At 64.5% G+C, this 17,519-nt stretch carries 14 protein-coding genes; 5 read left to right on the forward strand and 9 right to left on the reverse strand.

What is annotated here, in order from left to right; translation table 11 throughout:
- Nucleotides 1-25 precede the first annotated feature (25 nt).
- From otsB to otsA, 3 genes are all read left to right on the forward strand, one after another.
- Complete coding sequence (gene otsB / locus DT070_RS03175; RefSeq protein WP_122954101.1) at nt 26-874, forward strand: trehalose-phosphatase; 849 nt, start codon at nt 26-28, stop codon at nt 872-874.
- Nucleotides 871-2,733: a glycoside hydrolase family 15 protein gene (locus DT070_RS03180; protein ID WP_122954102.1), complete on the forward strand. Its 1,863-nt coding sequence runs from the start codon at nt 871-873 to the stop codon at nt 2,731-2,733. Before otsB ends, DT070_RS03180 begins: the two co-directional genes overlap by 4 nt.
- A gap of 124 nt (nt 2,734-2,857) precedes the next feature.
- Nucleotides 2,858-4,240, forward strand: coding sequence for an alpha,alpha-trehalose-phosphate synthase (UDP-forming) (otsA, locus tag DT070_RS03185; RefSeq protein ID WP_122954103.1), 1,383 nt, complete (start codon nt 2,858-2,860; stop codon nt 4,238-4,240).
- 799 nt (nt 4,241-5,039) lie between these two features.
- Here otsA and DT070_RS03190 read toward each other — a convergent pair.
- The 8 genes from DT070_RS03190 to cadR all read right to left on the reverse strand — a co-directional run bounded on the left by DT070_RS03190 (nt 5,040) and on the right by cadR (nt 13,665).
- Entirely contained in the window at nt 5,040-5,531 is a 492-nt protein-coding gene (locus tag DT070_RS03190) for a thioesterase family protein (RefSeq protein ID WP_122954104.1), read from the reverse strand.
- Entirely contained in the window at nt 5,528-6,706 is a 1,179-nt protein-coding gene (locus DT070_RS03195; RefSeq protein WP_122954105.1) for an acyl-CoA dehydrogenase family protein, read from the reverse strand. Before DT070_RS03195 ends, DT070_RS03190 begins: the two co-directional genes overlap by 4 nt.
- Nucleotides 6,703-8,607, reverse strand: a complete 1,905-nt coding sequence (locus DT070_RS03200) for a biotin carboxylase N-terminal domain-containing protein (protein ID WP_228778587.1) — start codon at nt 8,605-8,607, stop codon at nt 6,703-6,705. The genes DT070_RS03195 and DT070_RS03200 overlap by 4 nt, the downstream gene beginning before the upstream one ends.
- Nucleotides 8,604-9,785, reverse strand: a complete 1,182-nt coding sequence (locus DT070_RS03205; RefSeq protein WP_122954106.1) for an acyl-CoA dehydrogenase family protein — start codon at nt 9,783-9,785, stop codon at nt 8,604-8,606. Before DT070_RS03205 ends, DT070_RS03200 begins: the two co-directional genes overlap by 4 nt.
- Nucleotides 9,786-9,810: 25 nt before the next feature.
- A complete protein-coding gene (locus DT070_RS03210) occupies nt 9,811-11,469 on the reverse strand; it encodes an acyl-CoA carboxylase subunit beta (protein ID WP_122954107.1) in 1,659 nt (552 codons plus the stop codon).
- On the reverse strand, nt 11,466-12,350 hold the full coding sequence (locus tag DT070_RS03215; protein ID WP_122954108.1) for an SDR family oxidoreductase: 885 nt from the start codon (nt 12,348-12,350) through the stop codon (nt 11,466-11,468). Before DT070_RS03215 ends, DT070_RS03210 begins: the two co-directional genes overlap by 4 nt.
- Complete coding sequence (locus DT070_RS03220) at nt 12,347-13,078, reverse strand: TetR/AcrR family transcriptional regulator (protein ID WP_122954109.1); 732 nt, start codon at nt 13,076-13,078, stop codon at nt 12,347-12,349. Before DT070_RS03220 ends, DT070_RS03215 begins: the two co-directional genes overlap by 4 nt.
- 77 nt (nt 13,079-13,155) lie before the next feature.
- Nucleotides 13,156-13,665: a Cd(II)/Pb(II)-responsive transcriptional regulator gene (gene cadR, locus DT070_RS03225; RefSeq protein ID WP_122957226.1), complete on the reverse strand. Its 510-nt coding sequence runs from the start codon at nt 13,663-13,665 to the stop codon at nt 13,156-13,158.
- A 104-nt stretch (nt 13,666-13,769) separates the two neighbouring features.
- On the opposite strand from cadR, the gene DT070_RS03230 reads away from it, so the two are divergent.
- Nucleotides 13,770-16,025, forward strand: coding sequence for a cation-translocating P-type ATPase (locus DT070_RS03230; protein ID WP_122954110.1), 2,256 nt, complete (start codon nt 13,770-13,772; stop codon nt 16,023-16,025).
- Complete coding sequence (locus tag DT070_RS03235) at nt 16,025-16,384, forward strand: DUF3703 domain-containing protein (RefSeq protein ID WP_122954111.1); 360 nt, start codon at nt 16,025-16,027, stop codon at nt 16,382-16,384. The genes DT070_RS03230 and DT070_RS03235 overlap by 1 nt, the downstream gene beginning before the upstream one ends.
- 47 nt (nt 16,385-16,431) lie before the next feature.
- Here the strand turns inward: DT070_RS03235 and DT070_RS03240 are convergent, their stop codons facing one another.
- Nucleotides 16,432-17,499 carry an ABC transporter substrate-binding protein gene (locus tag DT070_RS03240; RefSeq protein ID WP_122954112.1) on the reverse strand — a complete coding sequence of 356 codons (1,068 nt, stop codon included), beginning with the start codon at nt 17,497-17,499 and terminating at the stop codon, nt 16,432-16,434.
- Between the last annotated feature and the right edge of the window lie 20 nt (nt 17,500-17,519).

Genomic DNA, 17,519 nt, shown 5'->3' on the forward strand with positions numbered 1-17,519 from the left:
GGGCCCTCTGCTAAGGTGACAAGCGATGCATTCATCCTCATCACAACCCCTGGCACCGACCACGCCCGCCGCCGATTCAGCAAACACACCGGCCTCCTCGCCGCCTCTGAATTTGCCGGCCATCAGCGCGCACACCGCACTCTTCCTGGACTTTGACGGCACGCTCGCCGACCTGGCACCCCAGCCCGAGGCCGTGCAACTTGCGGCCGGCCTGGTGCCGGCGCTGGCACGGCTCTCGACTCAACTGGGCGGTGCGCTGGCCATCGTGTCGGGCCGCACACTCAGCGACCTTGACGGTTTCCTCGCGCCCCTGCGCTTGCCGGCGGCGGCCGAGCATGGCGCGCAGCGCCGCGTCGCGGGCGGCGCTGCCGTCAGCCTGGCCGCACCCGACCTGCAGGAGGTGGCACGCCGCGCCGCTGAATTGATGGTGCACCACCCGGGCCTGCGCGTGGAAGTCAAATCTGCCGCCGTTGCGCTGCACTACCGCCACGCCCCCGAGCTCGAAGCGCTGTGCCTGCAGGTCATGCAGGAGGCCGCCGTCAACACCCCAGGTGTGGAGCTGCTGCGCGGCAAGTTCGTTTTTGAAGTCAAGCCCTCGGGCGTCAGCAAAGGCACGGCGATTGCAGCCTTTATGGCCGAGCCGCCGTTTGCCGGCCGCATACCGCTGTTTGCGGGCGACGACACCACCGATGAAGCCGGCTTCTCGGCCGTGCAATTCATGGGCGGCGAAGGCATCAAGGTGGGCGAAGGCGCCACGCTGGCGCGCTGGCGCTGCGCCTCGCCCACAGCGTTGCGGCAATGGCTTGGCGATGCACTTTCACCCGACGCACAGTCGATACACACAAAAACCGCCACACAGGAATCCGACTCATGAGCGTCGCCGCCGACTCCCTTCACTTCGCGCCGCCCGCCGAGCCGTCTCTGGCCATGGGGGTCATCGGCAACTGCGCCTTCAGCGCGCTGATCGACGCGCGCGGCCGCATCGTCTGGTGCTGCCTGCCGCGCTTTGACGGCGACCCGGTGTTCAATGCCCTGCTCGAGCCGCAGCGCGCACACGGCGACGACGCAACCATGCCCGGCGCCGATGACTCGCAGTCCAGCGCCTTCGCCATCGAGATCGAAGACTTTGCCGAAGCCAAACAGTGGTACGAGCCCAATACCGCCGTGTTGCGCACCCAGCTGTTCGACAAGCACGGCCAGGGCGTAGAGATCACCGACTTCGCACCGCGCTTTTTCAGCCGCTCGCGCTTCTTCCGGCCCATGACACTGGTGCGCCGCATCAAGCCCATCAGCGGCGCGCCGCGCATTCGCGTGGTGCTGGACGTGCGCTTTGACTGGGGTCGGCGCAAGCCTATGGTCACCCAGGGCAGCAACCACCTGCGCTATGTGGGCGACGAGCTCACGCTGCGGCTGAACACCGACGTGTCGATTTCGCACCTGCTGTCAAAGCAGCCTTTTGTGCTGACGCGGGAACACAATTTCTTGCTCGGCGCCGACGAGTCCTTGCCTGAAGGCATCGCCGACACGGCGCGCCTGTTTGAGCAGGAAACCATTGCCTACTGGAAAAAATGGAGCCAGCGCCTGCACATTCCGCTGGAATGGCAAGAGGCCGTGATACGCGCGGCCATCACGCTCAAGCTCTCGCTGTTTGAAGACACCGGCGCCATCGTCGCCGCCATGACCACCAGCATTCCTGAAGCGCCGGGCAGCCAGCGCAACTGGGACTACCGCTACTGCTGGTTGCGCGACGCCTTTTTTGTGGTGCGCGCGCTCAACAGCCTCTCGGAAGTCGGCACCCTGGAGGACTACCTGCGCTGGCTCAGCAATGTGGTGGTGCAGTCCAAGGGCGGGCACATCCAGCCGCTGTACGGCATTGGTCTTGAGCGCGAGCTGCCCGAATCCATCATGGTGCACCTGGGCGGCTACCGCGGCATGGGCCCGGTGCGCGTGGGCAACCAGGCGCAAGAGCACTTCCAGCACGACGTGTATGGCAATGTGGTGCTGGGCGCCGCCCAGGCCTTTCACGACCACCGCCTGCTGCATCGCGCAGGCATCGCCGAATTCAAGCGGCTGGAAGACGTGGGCGAGCAGGCTGTGGCCAACTACGACAAGCCCGACGCCGGCATGTGGGAGCTGCGCACGCGCGCACGCATCCACACCTCGTCGGCGCTGATGTGCTGGGCCGCCTGCGACCGCCTGGCCAAGATCGCGCTCACGCTCAAGCTGCAGGACCGGGCCGACTACTGGCGCGGCCACGCGGCGGTGATGCAGGAGCGCATCCTGCGCGAATCCTGGAGCGAAGAACGCCAGGCCTTTGCCGAAAGTTTTGGCGGGCGCGACCTGGACGCCAGCGTGCTCCTGATGATTGAAGTCGGTTTTATCGACCCGAAAGACCCGCGCTTTATCGCCACAGTCGATGCGCTGGAAACCCATTTGTGCGACGGCCCTTACATGCGCCGCTATGAGGCGCCCGACGATTTCGGCAAACCGGAAACCGCCTTCAACATCTGCACGTTCTGGCGCATCGATGCGTTGGCCCGCATAGGCCGCAAAGAGCAGGCGCGCGAGATCTTCAACACCATGCTGGCCGCACGCAACCATGTGGGCCTGCTGTCGGAAGACACGCATCCCGTGACCGGCGAGATGTGGGGGAATTTTCCGCAGACGTATTCGATGGTGGGCATTATTAATGCCGCCGTAAGACTTTCGTCTCCTTGGGAATCCCAGGTATGAACTTGAACACCACCCCCGCCGGATGCTCACTTCGTGTAGCACCTCCCCCCCTTGCAGGGGGCTGGCGCCTGCGGCCCGGCAAAGCCGGTTCCGCGGCCCCTGCTGGAGAAGAGGGCCGCTTGTCATGAGCCGCCTTGTCGTTGTATCCAACCGCGTGGCCGATCCTCGCAAGGCCGCTGCCGGTGGTTTGGCCGTTGCGCTAGGTGATGCGCTGAGCACGACCGGCGGGCTGTGGTTCGGCTGGAGCGGCACGGTGGTCGAAGGCGGCGCACAGGGCGAGGGCGAGTTGCATGTGCAGCAGGCCGGCAACGTCACCCTGGCCACGGTCGACCTGTCGACGGAAGACCATGCGGGCTATTACCTCGGCTACAGCAACGGCGTGCTCTGGCCGGTGTTTCATTACCGGCTGGACCTGGCGCGTTTCGACGCCGGTTTTATCGAGGCTTACCGCCGCGTGAACCGGCTGTTTGCGCACAAGCTGATGCCCCTGCTCAAGCCGGACGACATCATCTGGATCCACGACTACCACCTGATCCCGATGGCCGCCGAGCTGCGTGCCATGGGCTGCAACAACCGCATCGGTTTTTTCCTGCACATCCCATTGCCGCCGCAGCAGGTGCTCGCCGCCATTCCCCAGCACGAGTGGCTGATGCGCGCGCTGTTCGCGTATGACCTGGTCGGCTTTCAAAGTGAAAACGATTTGCTGCATTTTTCACGCTATGTGCAGGCCGAGGCCGGCGCCGTGGCGCTGGGCGGCAACCGCTTCCGGGCTTTTCACCGCACGGTGCGCGCCGGCGCTTTTCCCATCGGCATCGACGTGGACGAATTCGCCGCGCTCACGCACGCGCAGGATGCGCGCGACATGTATGAGCGCATGAAGGAAGAGTATTCACGCCGCAAGCTGCTGCTGGGCGTGGAGCGGCTCGACTATTCCAAAGGCCTGCCGCAGCGCATGAAGGCATTTGCGAAGCTGCTGACCAAGTACCCGGAAAACATCCGCAGCGCCACATTGATCCAGATCGCCTCGCCCAGCCGCGAGGACATGGGCACGTACACCGACTTGCTGCAGGAGCTTGAAAGCATCTGCGGCGCCACGAACGGCAATTTCGGCGAGCTCGACTGGATGCCCATCCGCTATATCCACCGCAACGTGGCACGCAAACGCCTGCCGGGCTTGTACCGCGTGGCGCGGGTGGCGCTGGTCACGCCGTTGCGCGACGGCATGAACCTGGTGGCCAAGGAATTCATTGCCGCGCAAGACCCGGCGGACCCGGGCGTGCTGGTGCTGTCACGCTTTGCGGGTGCGGCCGAGCAGCTGGAAGATGCGCTGCTGGTGAATCCCTATGACATTGACGGCACGGCGGACACGATACAGCGGGCGTTGCAGATGCCACTGGAAGAGCGGCAGGCCCGGCACCAGAAGATGCTCAAGAACATCCGCGAGTACGACGTGCACTGGTGGCGGAGGGAGTTTCTGAATGCGCTTGGGTATGAGGGGCCGGCCTAGCTGAGGCCGGGGTCTTGCTCGTTCCCCGTTCCCCGTTCGGGCTGAGCCTGTCGAAGCCTCGTGGTGCTCCGGCGATGTGGTTTTTGCTGCGGGTGGCTGGCCGGGGGTTGCCCGGCGGCAACTCACTTTCTTTTGCTTCGCCAAAAGAAAGTAAGCAAAGAAAAGGCGACCCTACTGGCTGCGTCCCCTGCGCTTCGCTCCGGGGCAACCTGCGGTGCTCGATTCAGGCGGGGTCTCGCTAAACTCGCTTCGCTCAGACAACGCGATCCCTGATCCGCCTGAATCTCCGCTCCTCGGCGCATCCAGAAGGGGGTGGAGACAGGAATACCAGTACCGAAATCCCAACAGCCGAAGACAGACCCCGAATACCTGAAGAAACAAGGACTCGCCGTGGCGAGTCCTTGTTGTATTGGAGTTTGGTTTTTGTCTTTTGTCCCCGCTCCCGATTGCCCCTTGTGGATGCGCCGAGGAGCGGAAGACCAGACGGATCAGGGCAAAAACTTGTTTGAGCGAAGCGAGTTGTTTTTGACCCCGGCTGGGCTGAGCACCGCAGGTTGCCCGTAGCGAAGCGCAGGGACGCAGGAGCCAGGGTCGCCTTTTCTTTGGTGACTTTCTTTTGGCGAAGCAAAAGAAAGTTACTTGCCGCCGGGCAACCCCGGCCAGCCGCCCTCAGCAGAAAGCACATCGCCGGAGCACCACCAGGCTTCGATACCTCAGCCCGAACGGGAGGGGGGAAGGCTTCGACAGGCTCAGCCCGAACGAGAAACGAGAAACGAGCAAAACCGCAGCCAGGAAAAACTCAGGAAACGATATAAGCCCCAGCCCCGGTAGAAAACAGCTTCCCATCAGCCCCCAAAAACTCCATCCTCGTACTCGCCACCCGAGACCCCAATCGCATCACCTCCGCCCGCAACTCAAAAAACTCACCGATGCCAGGCCGCAAATAATCCACCCGCAAATCAATCGTGCCCAGCTTCGCAAACCGGTGCAGCCGCTGCAGCGGAGCCTCATCCATGTGCCGCGCACCGATGGCCGCCATCACCGCGAGCCCGCCCATCGCGTCCAGCCCGGCGCTGATCACGCCGCCATGGATGCGGTTGTGCGCATAGTGGCCTATCAGCTCGTTGCGCATGTCGATGCGGGCCACCACGCGGTCGGCCTTGACCGAGGTGATCTTCAGGCCCAGCAGTTTGTTGAAAACAATTTTTTCTTCAAACAGTTCTTTGAGGCCGGCGACGAATTCGGGCTCGAATTCAATCGCGTCTGCGGAGGTGGGGGGTGCTTTGGTCATAGGCCTAATTGTCGTGCAGCGAGGTCTTTCATGATTTCTTCGGCGCCGCCGCCAATCATCATGACCTTGACCTCGCGATAAATGCGTTCGCTTTTTGTGCCGCGCATGTAACCCATGCCGCCCAGGATCTGCACCGCCTGGTCGGCGCAGAACTGCATGGTTTGTGTGGCGTGGTTTTTCAGCAGGCAGACCTGGGCCACCCAATCCGCGTTGCCGGACGCTTCTTCACCAGCGTCGGCACGCGCGGCCAGCGCGTCGGCCCAGGCCTGGGTGGAGGCGATGCGCATCTGCATGTCGACCAGCTTGTGGCGTATCACCTGGTGCTCGACCAGCGCCGCGCCAAAAGTTTTGCGCTGGCGCGCCCAGTCCAGCGCCTCGTCAAAGCAGGCCTGGGCAAAACCCAGCGAGGCCACCGACAAGGCCATGCGCTCGCCGTTGAAGTTGCCCATGATCATGCGAAAGCCCAAGCCCTCTTCACCGATCAAATAACGGGCCGGCACGCGCACATTGTCAAAACGCAGGTGCGCCGTGTCGGAGCACCACCAACCCATCTTCTGCAAGGGGCTGCGCGAAAGGCCCACCGCATCGCCTGGCACCACGAGCATGGAAATACCACCCGCACCTTTGGCCTCGCCGGTGCGCACCGCCACCGTCAGAAAATCGGCCCGCATGCCTGAGGTGATGAACACCTTCTCGCCGTTGACCACATAGTCGTCGCCATCCCGCCGCGCCGTGGTGCGCAACGAGGCCACGTCGGAGCCGCCGCCCGGCTCGGTAATCGCCAGCGCCGCGATTTTTTCACCGCGCAGCACGGGCGCGATGACCTCTTGCTGCAGTGTCGGGCTGCCATGGCGCAGCACCGGCGGCAAGGCGATGTTGTGGGAAAAGAGGCTGGCCATCACGCCGCCGCTGCCGCCGCAACGGCACAGGGCCAATGTGACCGCGTTGCGCAGCCGCCAGGAAGCGGGTGTACCACCCAGCGATTCGGGATAGCCCAAACCCAGCAAGCCCAAGGTTGCAGCCTGAGCATGGAGTGCACGCGGAAACTCGCCGGCTTCGTCCCATTGCGTGACATGCGGCGCAATCTCGCGTTCGGCGAAACGGCGCACGGTGTCGGCCATGGCCGTGACGGCTTCGGCTTCTTCCTGTTGATTCCGGACAAGGGATGCGCTCATGCCTCAAACCTCAGCAGCACCTGGCCGGGGCTTGTCTGCCGGCCCACTTCTGCCAGCACGGCAGCCAGCACCGCATCGTGCGGGGCGTTGACGGCATGCTCCAGCTTCATGGACTCGATCACCAGCAGGGTGTCGCCGCGCTTGACGGCCTGGCCGGGCGTGGCGTGAACGGCAATAACCTTCCCGTTGAAGGGCGCACGCAGTTCCTGTGCAGCCGCCGTGCCGCCCGACACGGCCGGCTCAAATGTCGCGTCTTCCAGAAACAGGTCGACGGCGCCCCTCTGGGCGTGCCAGCGCGCACCGGGCTGGCCGGCCGATTCATTCAGGCGCACAAGCGATATGCGCTGGAGCGCCTGGCCCGTGCGCAGCACCTCGCCGCCCGCTTCAACCTCCAGTTCACCGCCGCCCAGTTCGCGCACACGCAAGTCCAGCAGCCCGGTGCGATGCCGCAGCCGGACCGGCCTCGGAAAGGGGCATGGCAGGCTGGACCCGGGATTTCTGGCAAAAATGGCCTCTAGCCCATATGGCACAAGGGCTTGCAGCTCCTCTTTTTGTAGCAGATCCCGGATGCTGTCTCCGTGCGCCTGTAAAAAGGGGATCAGTGCCTGGCCTGCACGAAACACCGGATGGGCAAGGCAGGCCGCCAGAAAGCTGCGGTTGGTGGGCAAGCCCAGCACCTCGGTGCGGCCCAGCGCCGCCACCAGCTGGTCAATCGCCTGCTCCCGTGTCGCGGCATGCGCCACGAGCTTGCCCAGCATCGAGTCGTAATGCGGCGACACGACCTGGCCTTCAAACAAGGCGTGGTCAAAGCGCACACCACCCGGCTCGCGAAAATGTTGCACCGTGCCGGTGTGCGGCGTGAAGTTCTCGTCCTCGGCGCACAGGCGCACTTCAATTGCGTGGCCGGTGAATACCACCCGCTCCTGCGCAAGAGGCAGCGGCTCACCTTGGGCCACGCGCAGTTGCCATTCGACCAGATCAAGACCTGTCACCGCTTCGGTCACGGGGTGCTCAACCTGAAGCCGCGTATTCATCTCCATCAAGAAAAAGTCCGGTCCGTCAACCAGAAACTCCACCGTCCCCGCCCCCACATAGCCCGCCGCCTGCGCCAGCGCCACAGCCGCGCCGCACATGCGCGCATGCAGCGCCGCATCCACCGCCGGGCTGGGCGTTTCTTCCACAATCTTCTGGTGGCGGCGCTGCACCGAGCAGTCGCGCTCACCGAGGTGGATGCAATGGCCATGCGCATCCGCAAACACCTGAACCTCCACATGGCGCGGGTTCAGCAAGGCCCTTTCAATCAGCAACTCCGCGCTGCCAAAGGCCGACAGCGCTTCCGACCGCGCGCTCTGCAGCGCTGCCGGCAACTGACTCGCCTCCTGCACCAGACGCATGCCGCGCCCACCGCCGCCGGCCACGGCCTTGACCATGATGGGGTAGCCGATGCGCCCGGCTTCGGCCGCAAAGCGCACGTCGGACTGGTCATCGCCCTGGTAACCGGGCAGGCAGGGCACGCCCTGAGCGCCGGCCAATTGTTTGGCAGCCGACTTGCTGCCGAGCTGCCGGATGGCCGCTGGCGGTGGCCCCACCCAGGTCAGGCCCGCAGCGATCACCGCATCGGCAAACGCGGCGTTCTCGCTGAGAAAGCCATAACCCGGATGCACGGCATCGGCGCCGCTGGCCTGGGCCGCGGAAATCAGCTTGTCGATGCGCAAATACGAATCGGCCGAGCTGACGCCGCCCAGCGCAAACGCGCTGTCGGCTTCGCGCACATGCAGCGCCTGCGCATCGGCGTCTGAATACACCGCCACCGTCTGCAAGCCCATGGCGTGCGCGGTGCGCATGATGCGACGTGCGATTTCGCCGCGGTTGGCGATCAGGAGCTTGTTGATGCTTCTCATGCAGCAGGCTTCTTGCCGGACTTGGCCACACCCATGATCTTGGCGATGATGCCCATCATCACCTCGTCGGCCCCGCCGCCTATGGAGGCCAGGCGGCCGTCGCGGAACATGCGCGAGACCTTGTTCTCCCAGGTGTAGCCCATGCCACCCCAGAACTGCAGGCAGGTGTCGGGCACCAGGCGGTTCAGCCGCCCGGCCTTGAGCTTGGCCATGGAAGCGAGCTCGGTCACGTCCTGGCCTTGCACATACAGCTCGCAGGCGCGGTATGTCATCGCGCGCAGGCTTTCGACTTCGGTCTTCATCTCGGCCAGCTTGAACTGCACCCATTGCTGGTCGGCCAGCGCGGCGCCGAAGAGCTTGCGCTCATGCGCCCACTCGACCGTCCATTCAATGCAGTTGCTCAGCGACTGGATGCAGCTGGCCGCGCACCACAGGCGCTCTTCCTGGAACTGCATCATCTGGTAGGTAAAACCCGATCCCTCGCTGCCGATCAGGTAGCGCTGCGGCACGCGCACTTCGTCAAAATAAATCAGGCCGGTGTCGGACGAGTTCATGCCGATCTTTTTGATCTTCTTCGCGGCTTCAATGCCTTTGCGCAGCTTGCCCTTGTCGCGCATGGGCACCATGACCAGGCTTTTGTTTTTGTGCGCGGGGCCGTCGCCGGTATTGACCAGCATGCACATCCAGTCGGCCTGCAGGCTGTTGGTGATCCACATCTTTTGGCCGCTGATGACGTAGTCGCCACCGTCCTTGCGGGCATGGCTTTTGATGGAGGCGACATCGCTGCCGGCGCCCGGCTCGCTCACGCCGATGCAGCCCACGGCGTCGCCGGCAATCGCGGGCGCCAGAAACTCGCGCTTGAGCTCGTCGCCGCCAAAGCGTGCCAGCGCCGGCGTGCACATATCGGTCTGCACGCCGATGGCCATGGGTACCCCGCCACAGTCGATATGGCCCAATGCTTCGGCCATGGCCACGCCGTAGGAATAGTCCAAGCCCGCGCCGCCGTATTCCTCGGGTTTGGTCAGGCCCAGCAGGCCGAGCTTGCCAAGTTTTTTGAACACTTCATGCGCGGGGAAGATTTCGGCGGCTTCCCATTCGTCGACATGCGGGTTGATCTCGGCGTCGATAAAGCGTTTAAGGGTTTTCTGGATTTCCAGGTGTTCGTGTGTGTATTGCATTTTTTTGTCTCCGTCTTTGAAGGGACTACATGCGCGCCACGCCAAACTGCATGGGCCGCAACTGCCGCGCCTCGGCGTCTGCGCACATCGCCAAACATTCGGCCAGCACCGCACGCGTGTCGCGCGGGTCGATCACGCCGTCGTCCAGCACCAGGCCGGAGGTATAGAACACGTCGGCCTGCGCCTCGAACATGGCGACGATCTTGTCGTACTGGGCTTGCGACTGGGCTGGGTCCGGCGCGATGCCTTTGCGCGCCAGCGCCGCCTCACCGACGATCTGCATGGTGCGCGCGGCCTGTTCGCCGCCCATCACCGCCGTTTTGGCGCTGGGCCAGCTGAACAGAAAACGCGGCGCGTAACCGCGGCCGCACATGCCGTAGTTGCCCGCACCGAAGGATGCGCCGCACTGGATCGTGATTTGCGGCACGGTGGCGTTGGTGACGGCCTGGATCATCTTGGAGCCGTGCTTGATCATGCCGGCCTGCTCACTCTCTTTGCCGACCATATAGCCGGTGGTGTTTTGCAAATAGACGATGGGGTGACCGAGCTGGCACATCAGCTGGATAAAGTGTGTGGCCTTGTTGGCGCCGGCCACGTCGATCGGGCCGTTGTTGCTGATGATGCCGACGGCATAGCCGTCAATGGACGCCTGCACGCACACGGTGGCGGCGCCGTAAAGCGCTTTGAAGGGCAGAAAGTCAGAGCCGTCAACGAGCCGGGCAATCACCTCGTGCATGTCCAGCGGCTGGCGCAGGTCGCTGGGGACCAGGCCCAGGAGCTCTTCGGCCGGGTACAGCGGGTCCCGGGGTTTCCCATCATTTGCTATTGAATTAATAGCTGAAAACCCATGACGCACCTGGGCTGGAGGCCGATTTGACCATGAAGTGCGGGCCACAACCTCGCGCGCCAGGCCCAGCGCCTGCCGGTCATCGTCGGCCAGTTGTTCGCCCAGGCCCGAGGTGCCGGCGTGCATTTCGGCGCCGCCCAGTTCTTCTTCCGTGGCGACTTCGCCCGTGGCGGCCACCAACAGCGGCGGGCCGGCCAGGAAGGCGCGCGAGCGTTTGCGCACCATGATGACCACGTCGCTCAGGCCCGGCATGTAGGCGCCGCCCGCCGTGCCCGAACCGTGCTGCACTGTAATGACGGGAATGCCCGCCGCCGACAGCCGGGCCAGGTTGCGAAAGAGGCTGCCGCCGTGCACAAAACCTTCGACCCGGTAACGCATGAGGTTGGCGCCCGCGCTTTCCACCAGGTGGATAAAGGGCAGCTTGTTCTGCAGCGCGATCTCCTGCACGCGCAGGATTTTTTCCAGCCCCATGGCCTGGACGGCGCCGGCTTCAATGCCTGAATCACTGGCCACCACCATGCAGCGCACGCCGCTCACAAAGCCGATGCCGGCGACCACGCCGCCACCCGGCACCGATTGGGCTGCGTCCTTGCTGTCCTGCAAATAGCCCGCGAGGGAACACAACCCGATCCACGGCGCGCCCGCGTCCAGCAGCAGCGCCACACGTTCGCGCGGCAGCAGCTGGCCACGCTTGTCGAAGGCGGGCCGTGATCTGGCGGAGGCGGCGGCGCTGCGCTCTTCCAGCGCGCGCAGCGCGGCGATGCGCGCGAGCATGGCCTCACGCCGCTGCAGGGCGACGGCGCCTTCTGCATTCCATGCCGATTGAAAGAGGGTCATGACTGGAAGACCTTGGGAGTTTCGGCCAGGTGAAAACCTTCAAAAGGTTGGATGGCCTCACGCTGCAAAGCCTCGGCGTCGGGCCGCTTCATGGGCCAGCCCATGCGCACCTGGGGCCGGGCGCCATCGACCCGCAGCGTGCTGCCGCTGATGAAGTTGGCGGCCTTGCTGAGCAGGAAGACGACGGCGGCCGAGGTTTCGCTTTCAGTGCCGAAGCGGCCCAGCGGCACGGTGTTGCGCATCTCGCGCAGCATGGGGCCGGCCTCGGGCGGGTAGTGGTCCATCCCGCTGGAGGCGATGTAGCCGGGCGCGAGCGCGTTCACGCGAACGCCGTTGTGGGCCCATTCGGCGGCGGCGGTTTCGGTGAAGCTCACCATGCCGGCGCGCGCCGCGCCGCTGTGGCCCATGCTGGGCATGGAGCCCCACATGTCGGCCACGATGTTGACGATGCTGCCGCCTTTGCCTTGCATGGCTTGCAGGTAGCATTCGCGCGCCATCAAAAAGCCGCCGGTCAGGTTGGTGTTGATGACGGCCTCCCAGCCTTTGGCGCTGATGGATTCGAGCGGCGTGATGTACTGGCCGCCGGCGTTGTTGACCAGGCCGTCGATGCGGCCCTGCGCCACCACGATCGCGGTGATGGTGGTTTTGACGGCCTCTTCCTGGCGGATGTCACAAGGGTGAAAACTCACGCGCCCGCCCTGCGCCACGATTTCACCGGCCACGCTGTGCAGCTTGTCGATATTGCGGCCTATCAGCACCACATGCGCGCCCAGCGCGGCCAGTTCATGCGCGATGCAACGGCCGATGCCCGAACCGCCGCCGGTGACGACGATGACCTGGCCGGCAAAGAGGCCGGGCTGGAAGACGGATTGGTAACTCATGGTCGGGCCTTTCTTGCCGGCGTTTTTTCCCCAATGAACAGGGCCATGGCCGCGTCCGCCAGGTCGTCCAGCGATGCATCTTTCTTCGCGTCAAACCACTGCACCGACCAGTTGAGCGCGCCGAAGATCAACAGGCGCGCGAGCTTCACCGGCCCCTTGAGCTGGCCCGCTTTGGCCAAGGCCTCCAGCACCGGCGCCCAGACGGCTTCGTAGTCGCTTTGCAGCTTGGCCAGCAGGCTGCGTTGCCGTGCGGTGATAGAGCGCGACTCATACAGCATCACCGGAATGAAGTCGCTGCCGGGGCCGAGCAGCACGTCAAAGTGGTTGCGGATCAGCACGCGCAGCAGCGCCGGCGCTTCAGCCGTGGAAAGCCCCGCCGCCTGCAGGGCCGCGGCCTGGCGCTGCAGGGCCGAACGCATGCCCTCTTCCATCACGGCGTTGAGGATTTCCGCCTTGCTTTTGAAGTGGTAGAAGGGCGAGCCGCTGTGCATGCCGACAGCGGCCGCGATGTCGCGCGTGCTGGTGGCGTCAAAGCCTTTTTTACGGAACAACCGGGCGGCGGTGTTGACGAGTTCGACCCGCCGGTTGCCGTCGTCACGCTCGTCCAGTGTTTTGCGCGGGCGGCCGCGTGGGCGTTTTTCAGCGGCGCCGGCCTCGGGTTTTGTTCGGGTTTGAGGTTGCGCAGGTACTCGCGGGGCGGGGCGCGATCGCGCGGCAGGTTTGTCCATAAGGGCAGACCATATCAAAACCCGGTATTTTTAGCAAGCACGTGCTTTGTGAAAATACCTTGCGAACGACATCCCTGTCAGCGAGCGGTGTTCTTTCTCGCGGGTGCAGCTTTCGCAGACGCCCCGACCTGTGGGTGCGTACCGTGAATGTGGTCGGCATGGCCCTTTCCTGCGGGCGCACGGCTGTGTTCCAGCGCAGCTTTTTCCAGCCCGCTCAGGATGCCGCATGAAGCGCTGGCCTGGCCGCTGGCGCATTGCTCGCGCAGCAGCTTCAGGTCTTTCTCAAGTGCCTTGAGTTCACGGATGCGCGCCGCGACATGGCCGATGTGTTCGTCCAGCAGCGCGTTGATGTCGGCGCAGCTTTCATCCGGTGCGTCCTTGAAGTCCAGCAGCGTGCGGATCTCGCCCAGCGTCATGTCCAGTGAGCGGCAGTGGCGGATAAAGGCCAGGCGCTGCACATGGCTTTCGTCGTACACGCGGTAGTTGGCGTCGGTGCGCGCGGCTTCGGGCAGCAAGCCCTCGCGCTCGTAATACCGGATGGTTTCCGCCTGGGTCTGCGTGGCCTTGGCCAGTTCTCCAATTTTCATCATGGGCTCCATCAGGTGCGGATTGCCGCCTCGCCGACCCTTCAGTAGGGGTACTCAGAAGGCGGCCTTGACTCTAAGGTCGCTACAAGGTTTCCAATTAAGCCATGAAAACTGAAAACACACCTGTTATCGACGCGCACAACCACTCCAGCTGCTGCGGCGCCCCTGCGCCTGCGGCCGCCGCGCCCGTGCCGCTGGGCGCCGGCGGGCAACTTTTCCGCATCGCCACCATGGACTGCAGCGCCGAAGAGTCCGACATCCGCCGCGCGCTGGAGCCGATAACCGGCATCCGTTCGCTGGGTTTTCAGCTCGGCGCGCGCACGCTTCGGATCGAAGCGTCCGAAGGCGCTTATCCGCTGGCGCTGGAGGCGATTCGCAAAGCCGGGTTTGATCCGAAACCTGCCACCTCCACCAATGCATCGCAAAACGGTGACCATGCGGGGCACGACCACAGCCACGATCACGCCCATGACCACAGCGAAGGTCACGGCTTCAGCAGCGGCGTCACGCGCCTGGTCGCGGCACTGGTGCTGGCGGTCGGCGCTGAAGCGGTGTCATTCTTTGCACCCGACGTGATGGCCTGGAAGCTGGCCGGCATGGCCATCGCCGCCGTGGCCATTGCGCTGGCCGGCCTGGACACCTACAAAAAAGGCATGGCCGCACTGCTGCGCGGCAAGCTCAATATCAACGCGCTGATGTCGGTGGCCGTGACCGGCGCCTTCCTGATCGGCCAGTGGCCCGAAGCCGCCATGGTGATGGCGCTGTATGCGATAGCCGAGCTGATTGAAGCCAGGGCCGTGGACCGTGCGCGCAATGCCATCAAGGGCCTGCTGGACATGGCGCCCGACGAAGCGCTGATGCGGGGCGCAGACGGCGTTTGGTCAGCCACGCCGGTCGCCGCCGTGCCGCTGGAGGCCGTGGTGCGCATCAGGCCGGGTGAACGCGTGCCGCTGGACGGCGAGGTGACGCTGGGCCACAGCGCCGTCAACCAGGCGCCCATCACGGGCGAGAGCATCCCGGTCGACAAGGAACCCGGCGACGCCGTCTTTGCCGGCACCATCAACGAAACCGGCGAGATCGAAGTGCGTGTCACGGCAGCCGCCGACAACACCACGCTCGCGCGCATCATCCACGCCGTTGAGCAGGCGCAAGGCAGCCGCGCGCCGACACAGCGTTTTGTCGACCGCTTTGCCGCCGTCTACACACCGGCGGTGTTTGCCATCGCCGTCGCCGTGGCGGTGCTGATGCCGCTGCTGGCGGGCCTGACATGGCAGGAGTCGCTCTACAAGGCGCTGGTGCTGCTGGTGATCGCCTGCCCCTGTGCGCTGGTGATTTCCACACCGGTCACCGTGGTGAGCGGCTTGTCGGCGGCGGCGCGCCGGGGCATCCTGATCAAGGGCGGCACCTACCTTGAAGAGGCGCGCCTGCTCAAGGCCGTGGCACTCGACAAGACCGGCACCATCACCGAAGGCAAGCCCCAGCTCGTGGACTGGCGCGCCTGGGGCGGCGCCGATGCAGCAACGGCCGCGCAGCTGGCCGGCGCCATGGCCTCACGCTCGGACCATCCGGTGTCCAAAGCCATTGCCGCAGGATTGAACGTTGAGACTGCCGATGTGCAGGCCTTCAAAGCCTTGCCGGGCCGGGGCGTTGAGGGAGCCATCGCCGGCAAGCGCCTGGTGCTGGGCAATCACCGCCTGATCCATGAACTCGGCTTGTGCGGGGTAGAACTTGAAGCCGAGCTCGCCCGGCATGAACAACAAGGCCGCACCGTGACGCTGCTGGCTGACGATGCACACGTGCTGGCGCTCTTTGCCGTGGCCGACACCATCAAGGAGACCTCACGTCAGGCGATTGCCGACCTGAAGGCACTGGGTGTTACGCCGGTGATGCTGACCGGCGACAACGCCGCCACCGCGCAAGCCATCGCTGCGCAAGCCGGCATTGCAGACGCGCGCGGCGACCTGCTGCCCGAGGCCAAACTCGCCGCCATCCAGGCGATGCAGCAACGCTACGGCGCCACCGGCATGACGGGCGACGGCATCAACGACGCACCCGCGCTGGCGCAGGCCGACATCGGCTTTGCCATGGGCGGGGCCGGCGCCGACACCGCCATGGAAGCGGCCGACGTGGTGATCATGAACGACAACCTGGAGCGTGTGGCCGAAACGGTGCGGCTGTCAAAGCGCACGCACGCCATCCTGTGGCAGAACATCAGCCTGGCGCTGGGCATCAAGAGCGTCTTCCTGGTGATGGCCGTCTTTGGCACGGCCACGATGTGGATGGCGGTGTTTGCCGACATGGGCGCCAGCCTGCTGGTGGTGGGCAATGGTTTCCGTTTGCTGCGCAAGCAGCAAAAGTGATGGCGACAGACCACACCCGCAATACCTACGTGCAGCTGATGCTCGGTTTCAGTCAGAGCGTCGGCCAGGATCACGAATTACGTTGGGCATGGCTGATGGCCGCGCACATTGTGGGCCAGCAAAATTCTGGTTTGCATTGGCGCAGCCACATCGCCATGCTGCGGTTTGCGTTAAAGACGCGGGACTACCCCGAAGCGGCAGGCCAGCTGATGCGCCTGAGCCTGGTGCCCCTGGGGCATCTCGCAGGCCGGCTTCCTGCCGGGAACCACGGGCGCGCCACTGTCAGTGCATTCACGCCCATGCCCGTCGACCCCTCTCTTGGGGAGCTGATTTCGCAAGCTCACCAAAAAGAGAGATGAAGCGCCACTTCAACGGGTGAAGCGGCGTCATTCGGTCCGAGTGGTTCTTAGCGCTCGACCGTCTTGTTCCAGCGCGCGTTCCAGGCCGGGCGGTTTTCGTTGATCGCATCCCAGTCCACGGCGATCGCCGTCTTCATGTACTCGTTCATCTGCGCCACCAGTGCGCCGGCCTTGCCCGAGGCTTTGGTTTTGGGGTTGGACGGAATCTGGTCGCCGAATTCCAGCGCCGCGGCCTGGGCTTCAGGCGACAGCAGGTATTGCGCCAGCTTGTGCGCCAGCGCGGGCTCACTGTTTTTGGCAATCACGCATTCGCCGACCGTCAGCACCGCCGAGCCTTCCTTGGGCTGCACGTATTCGACCGGCAGGCCCTTGTCCTTGAGCACGCCGACGGCCGTCGGTGTGAGCGGGAACATCGCGGCTTCACCCGTCTGCACCATCTCGGCCAGCTTGGCGGAGCTGGGGATGTACTCGAGCACATTGGGGCCGATGGTGGTGGGCCAGGCCTTGAAGCCGGGCTCGACGTTCTTGTCATTGCCGCCCTGGATGCGGTTGAACAGCAGAAAACCGTGCAGGCCGAAGGTGGACGAGGACAGCGACTGGAACACCACCTTGCCCTTGTATTTCGGGTTGGCCATGTCCATCCACGAGGTGGGCGGCGCCCAGCCTTTTTCGGTGAACATCTTCTTGTTGTAGGCGATGCCGGTCATGCCGATGTTGACGCCGGCGGCCATGTCGCCCTTGAAGCGTGCGGTCGGGAAGAGGTCGTTCAGCGCGGGCGTGGCCTGCATCTTCTCGCACAGGCCCATGCCGATGGCGCGGTACATGATGCCGTCGTCCAGGAACATCACATGCATCTGCGGGTTGTCCTTGTTGGCCTGCGCCTTGGCCAGGATGTCGGACGAGGTGCCGGGCACCACCACCACCTTGACGTTATTGGCTTTCTCGAACGCACCGAAGACATGCTCGGTGTAGGTTTTTTCCATGGTGCCGCCGTTCATGCCGATGTACAGCGTCTTGGTCTGCGCCATGGCGTTGCCGCCGGCCAGGCTGGCGGCCGCAAGGGCCAGGCACACCGCGGTGGCGCGGGTGGACAGGAATCGTGAGGATGTTTTCATGAAAGGCTCCTGGTGGCTTG

Source organism: Polaromonas sp. SP1, assembly GCF_003711205.1.
In the GTDB taxonomy this organism is placed as follows: Bacteria; Pseudomonadota; Gammaproteobacteria; order Burkholderiales; family Burkholderiaceae_C; genus Polaromonas.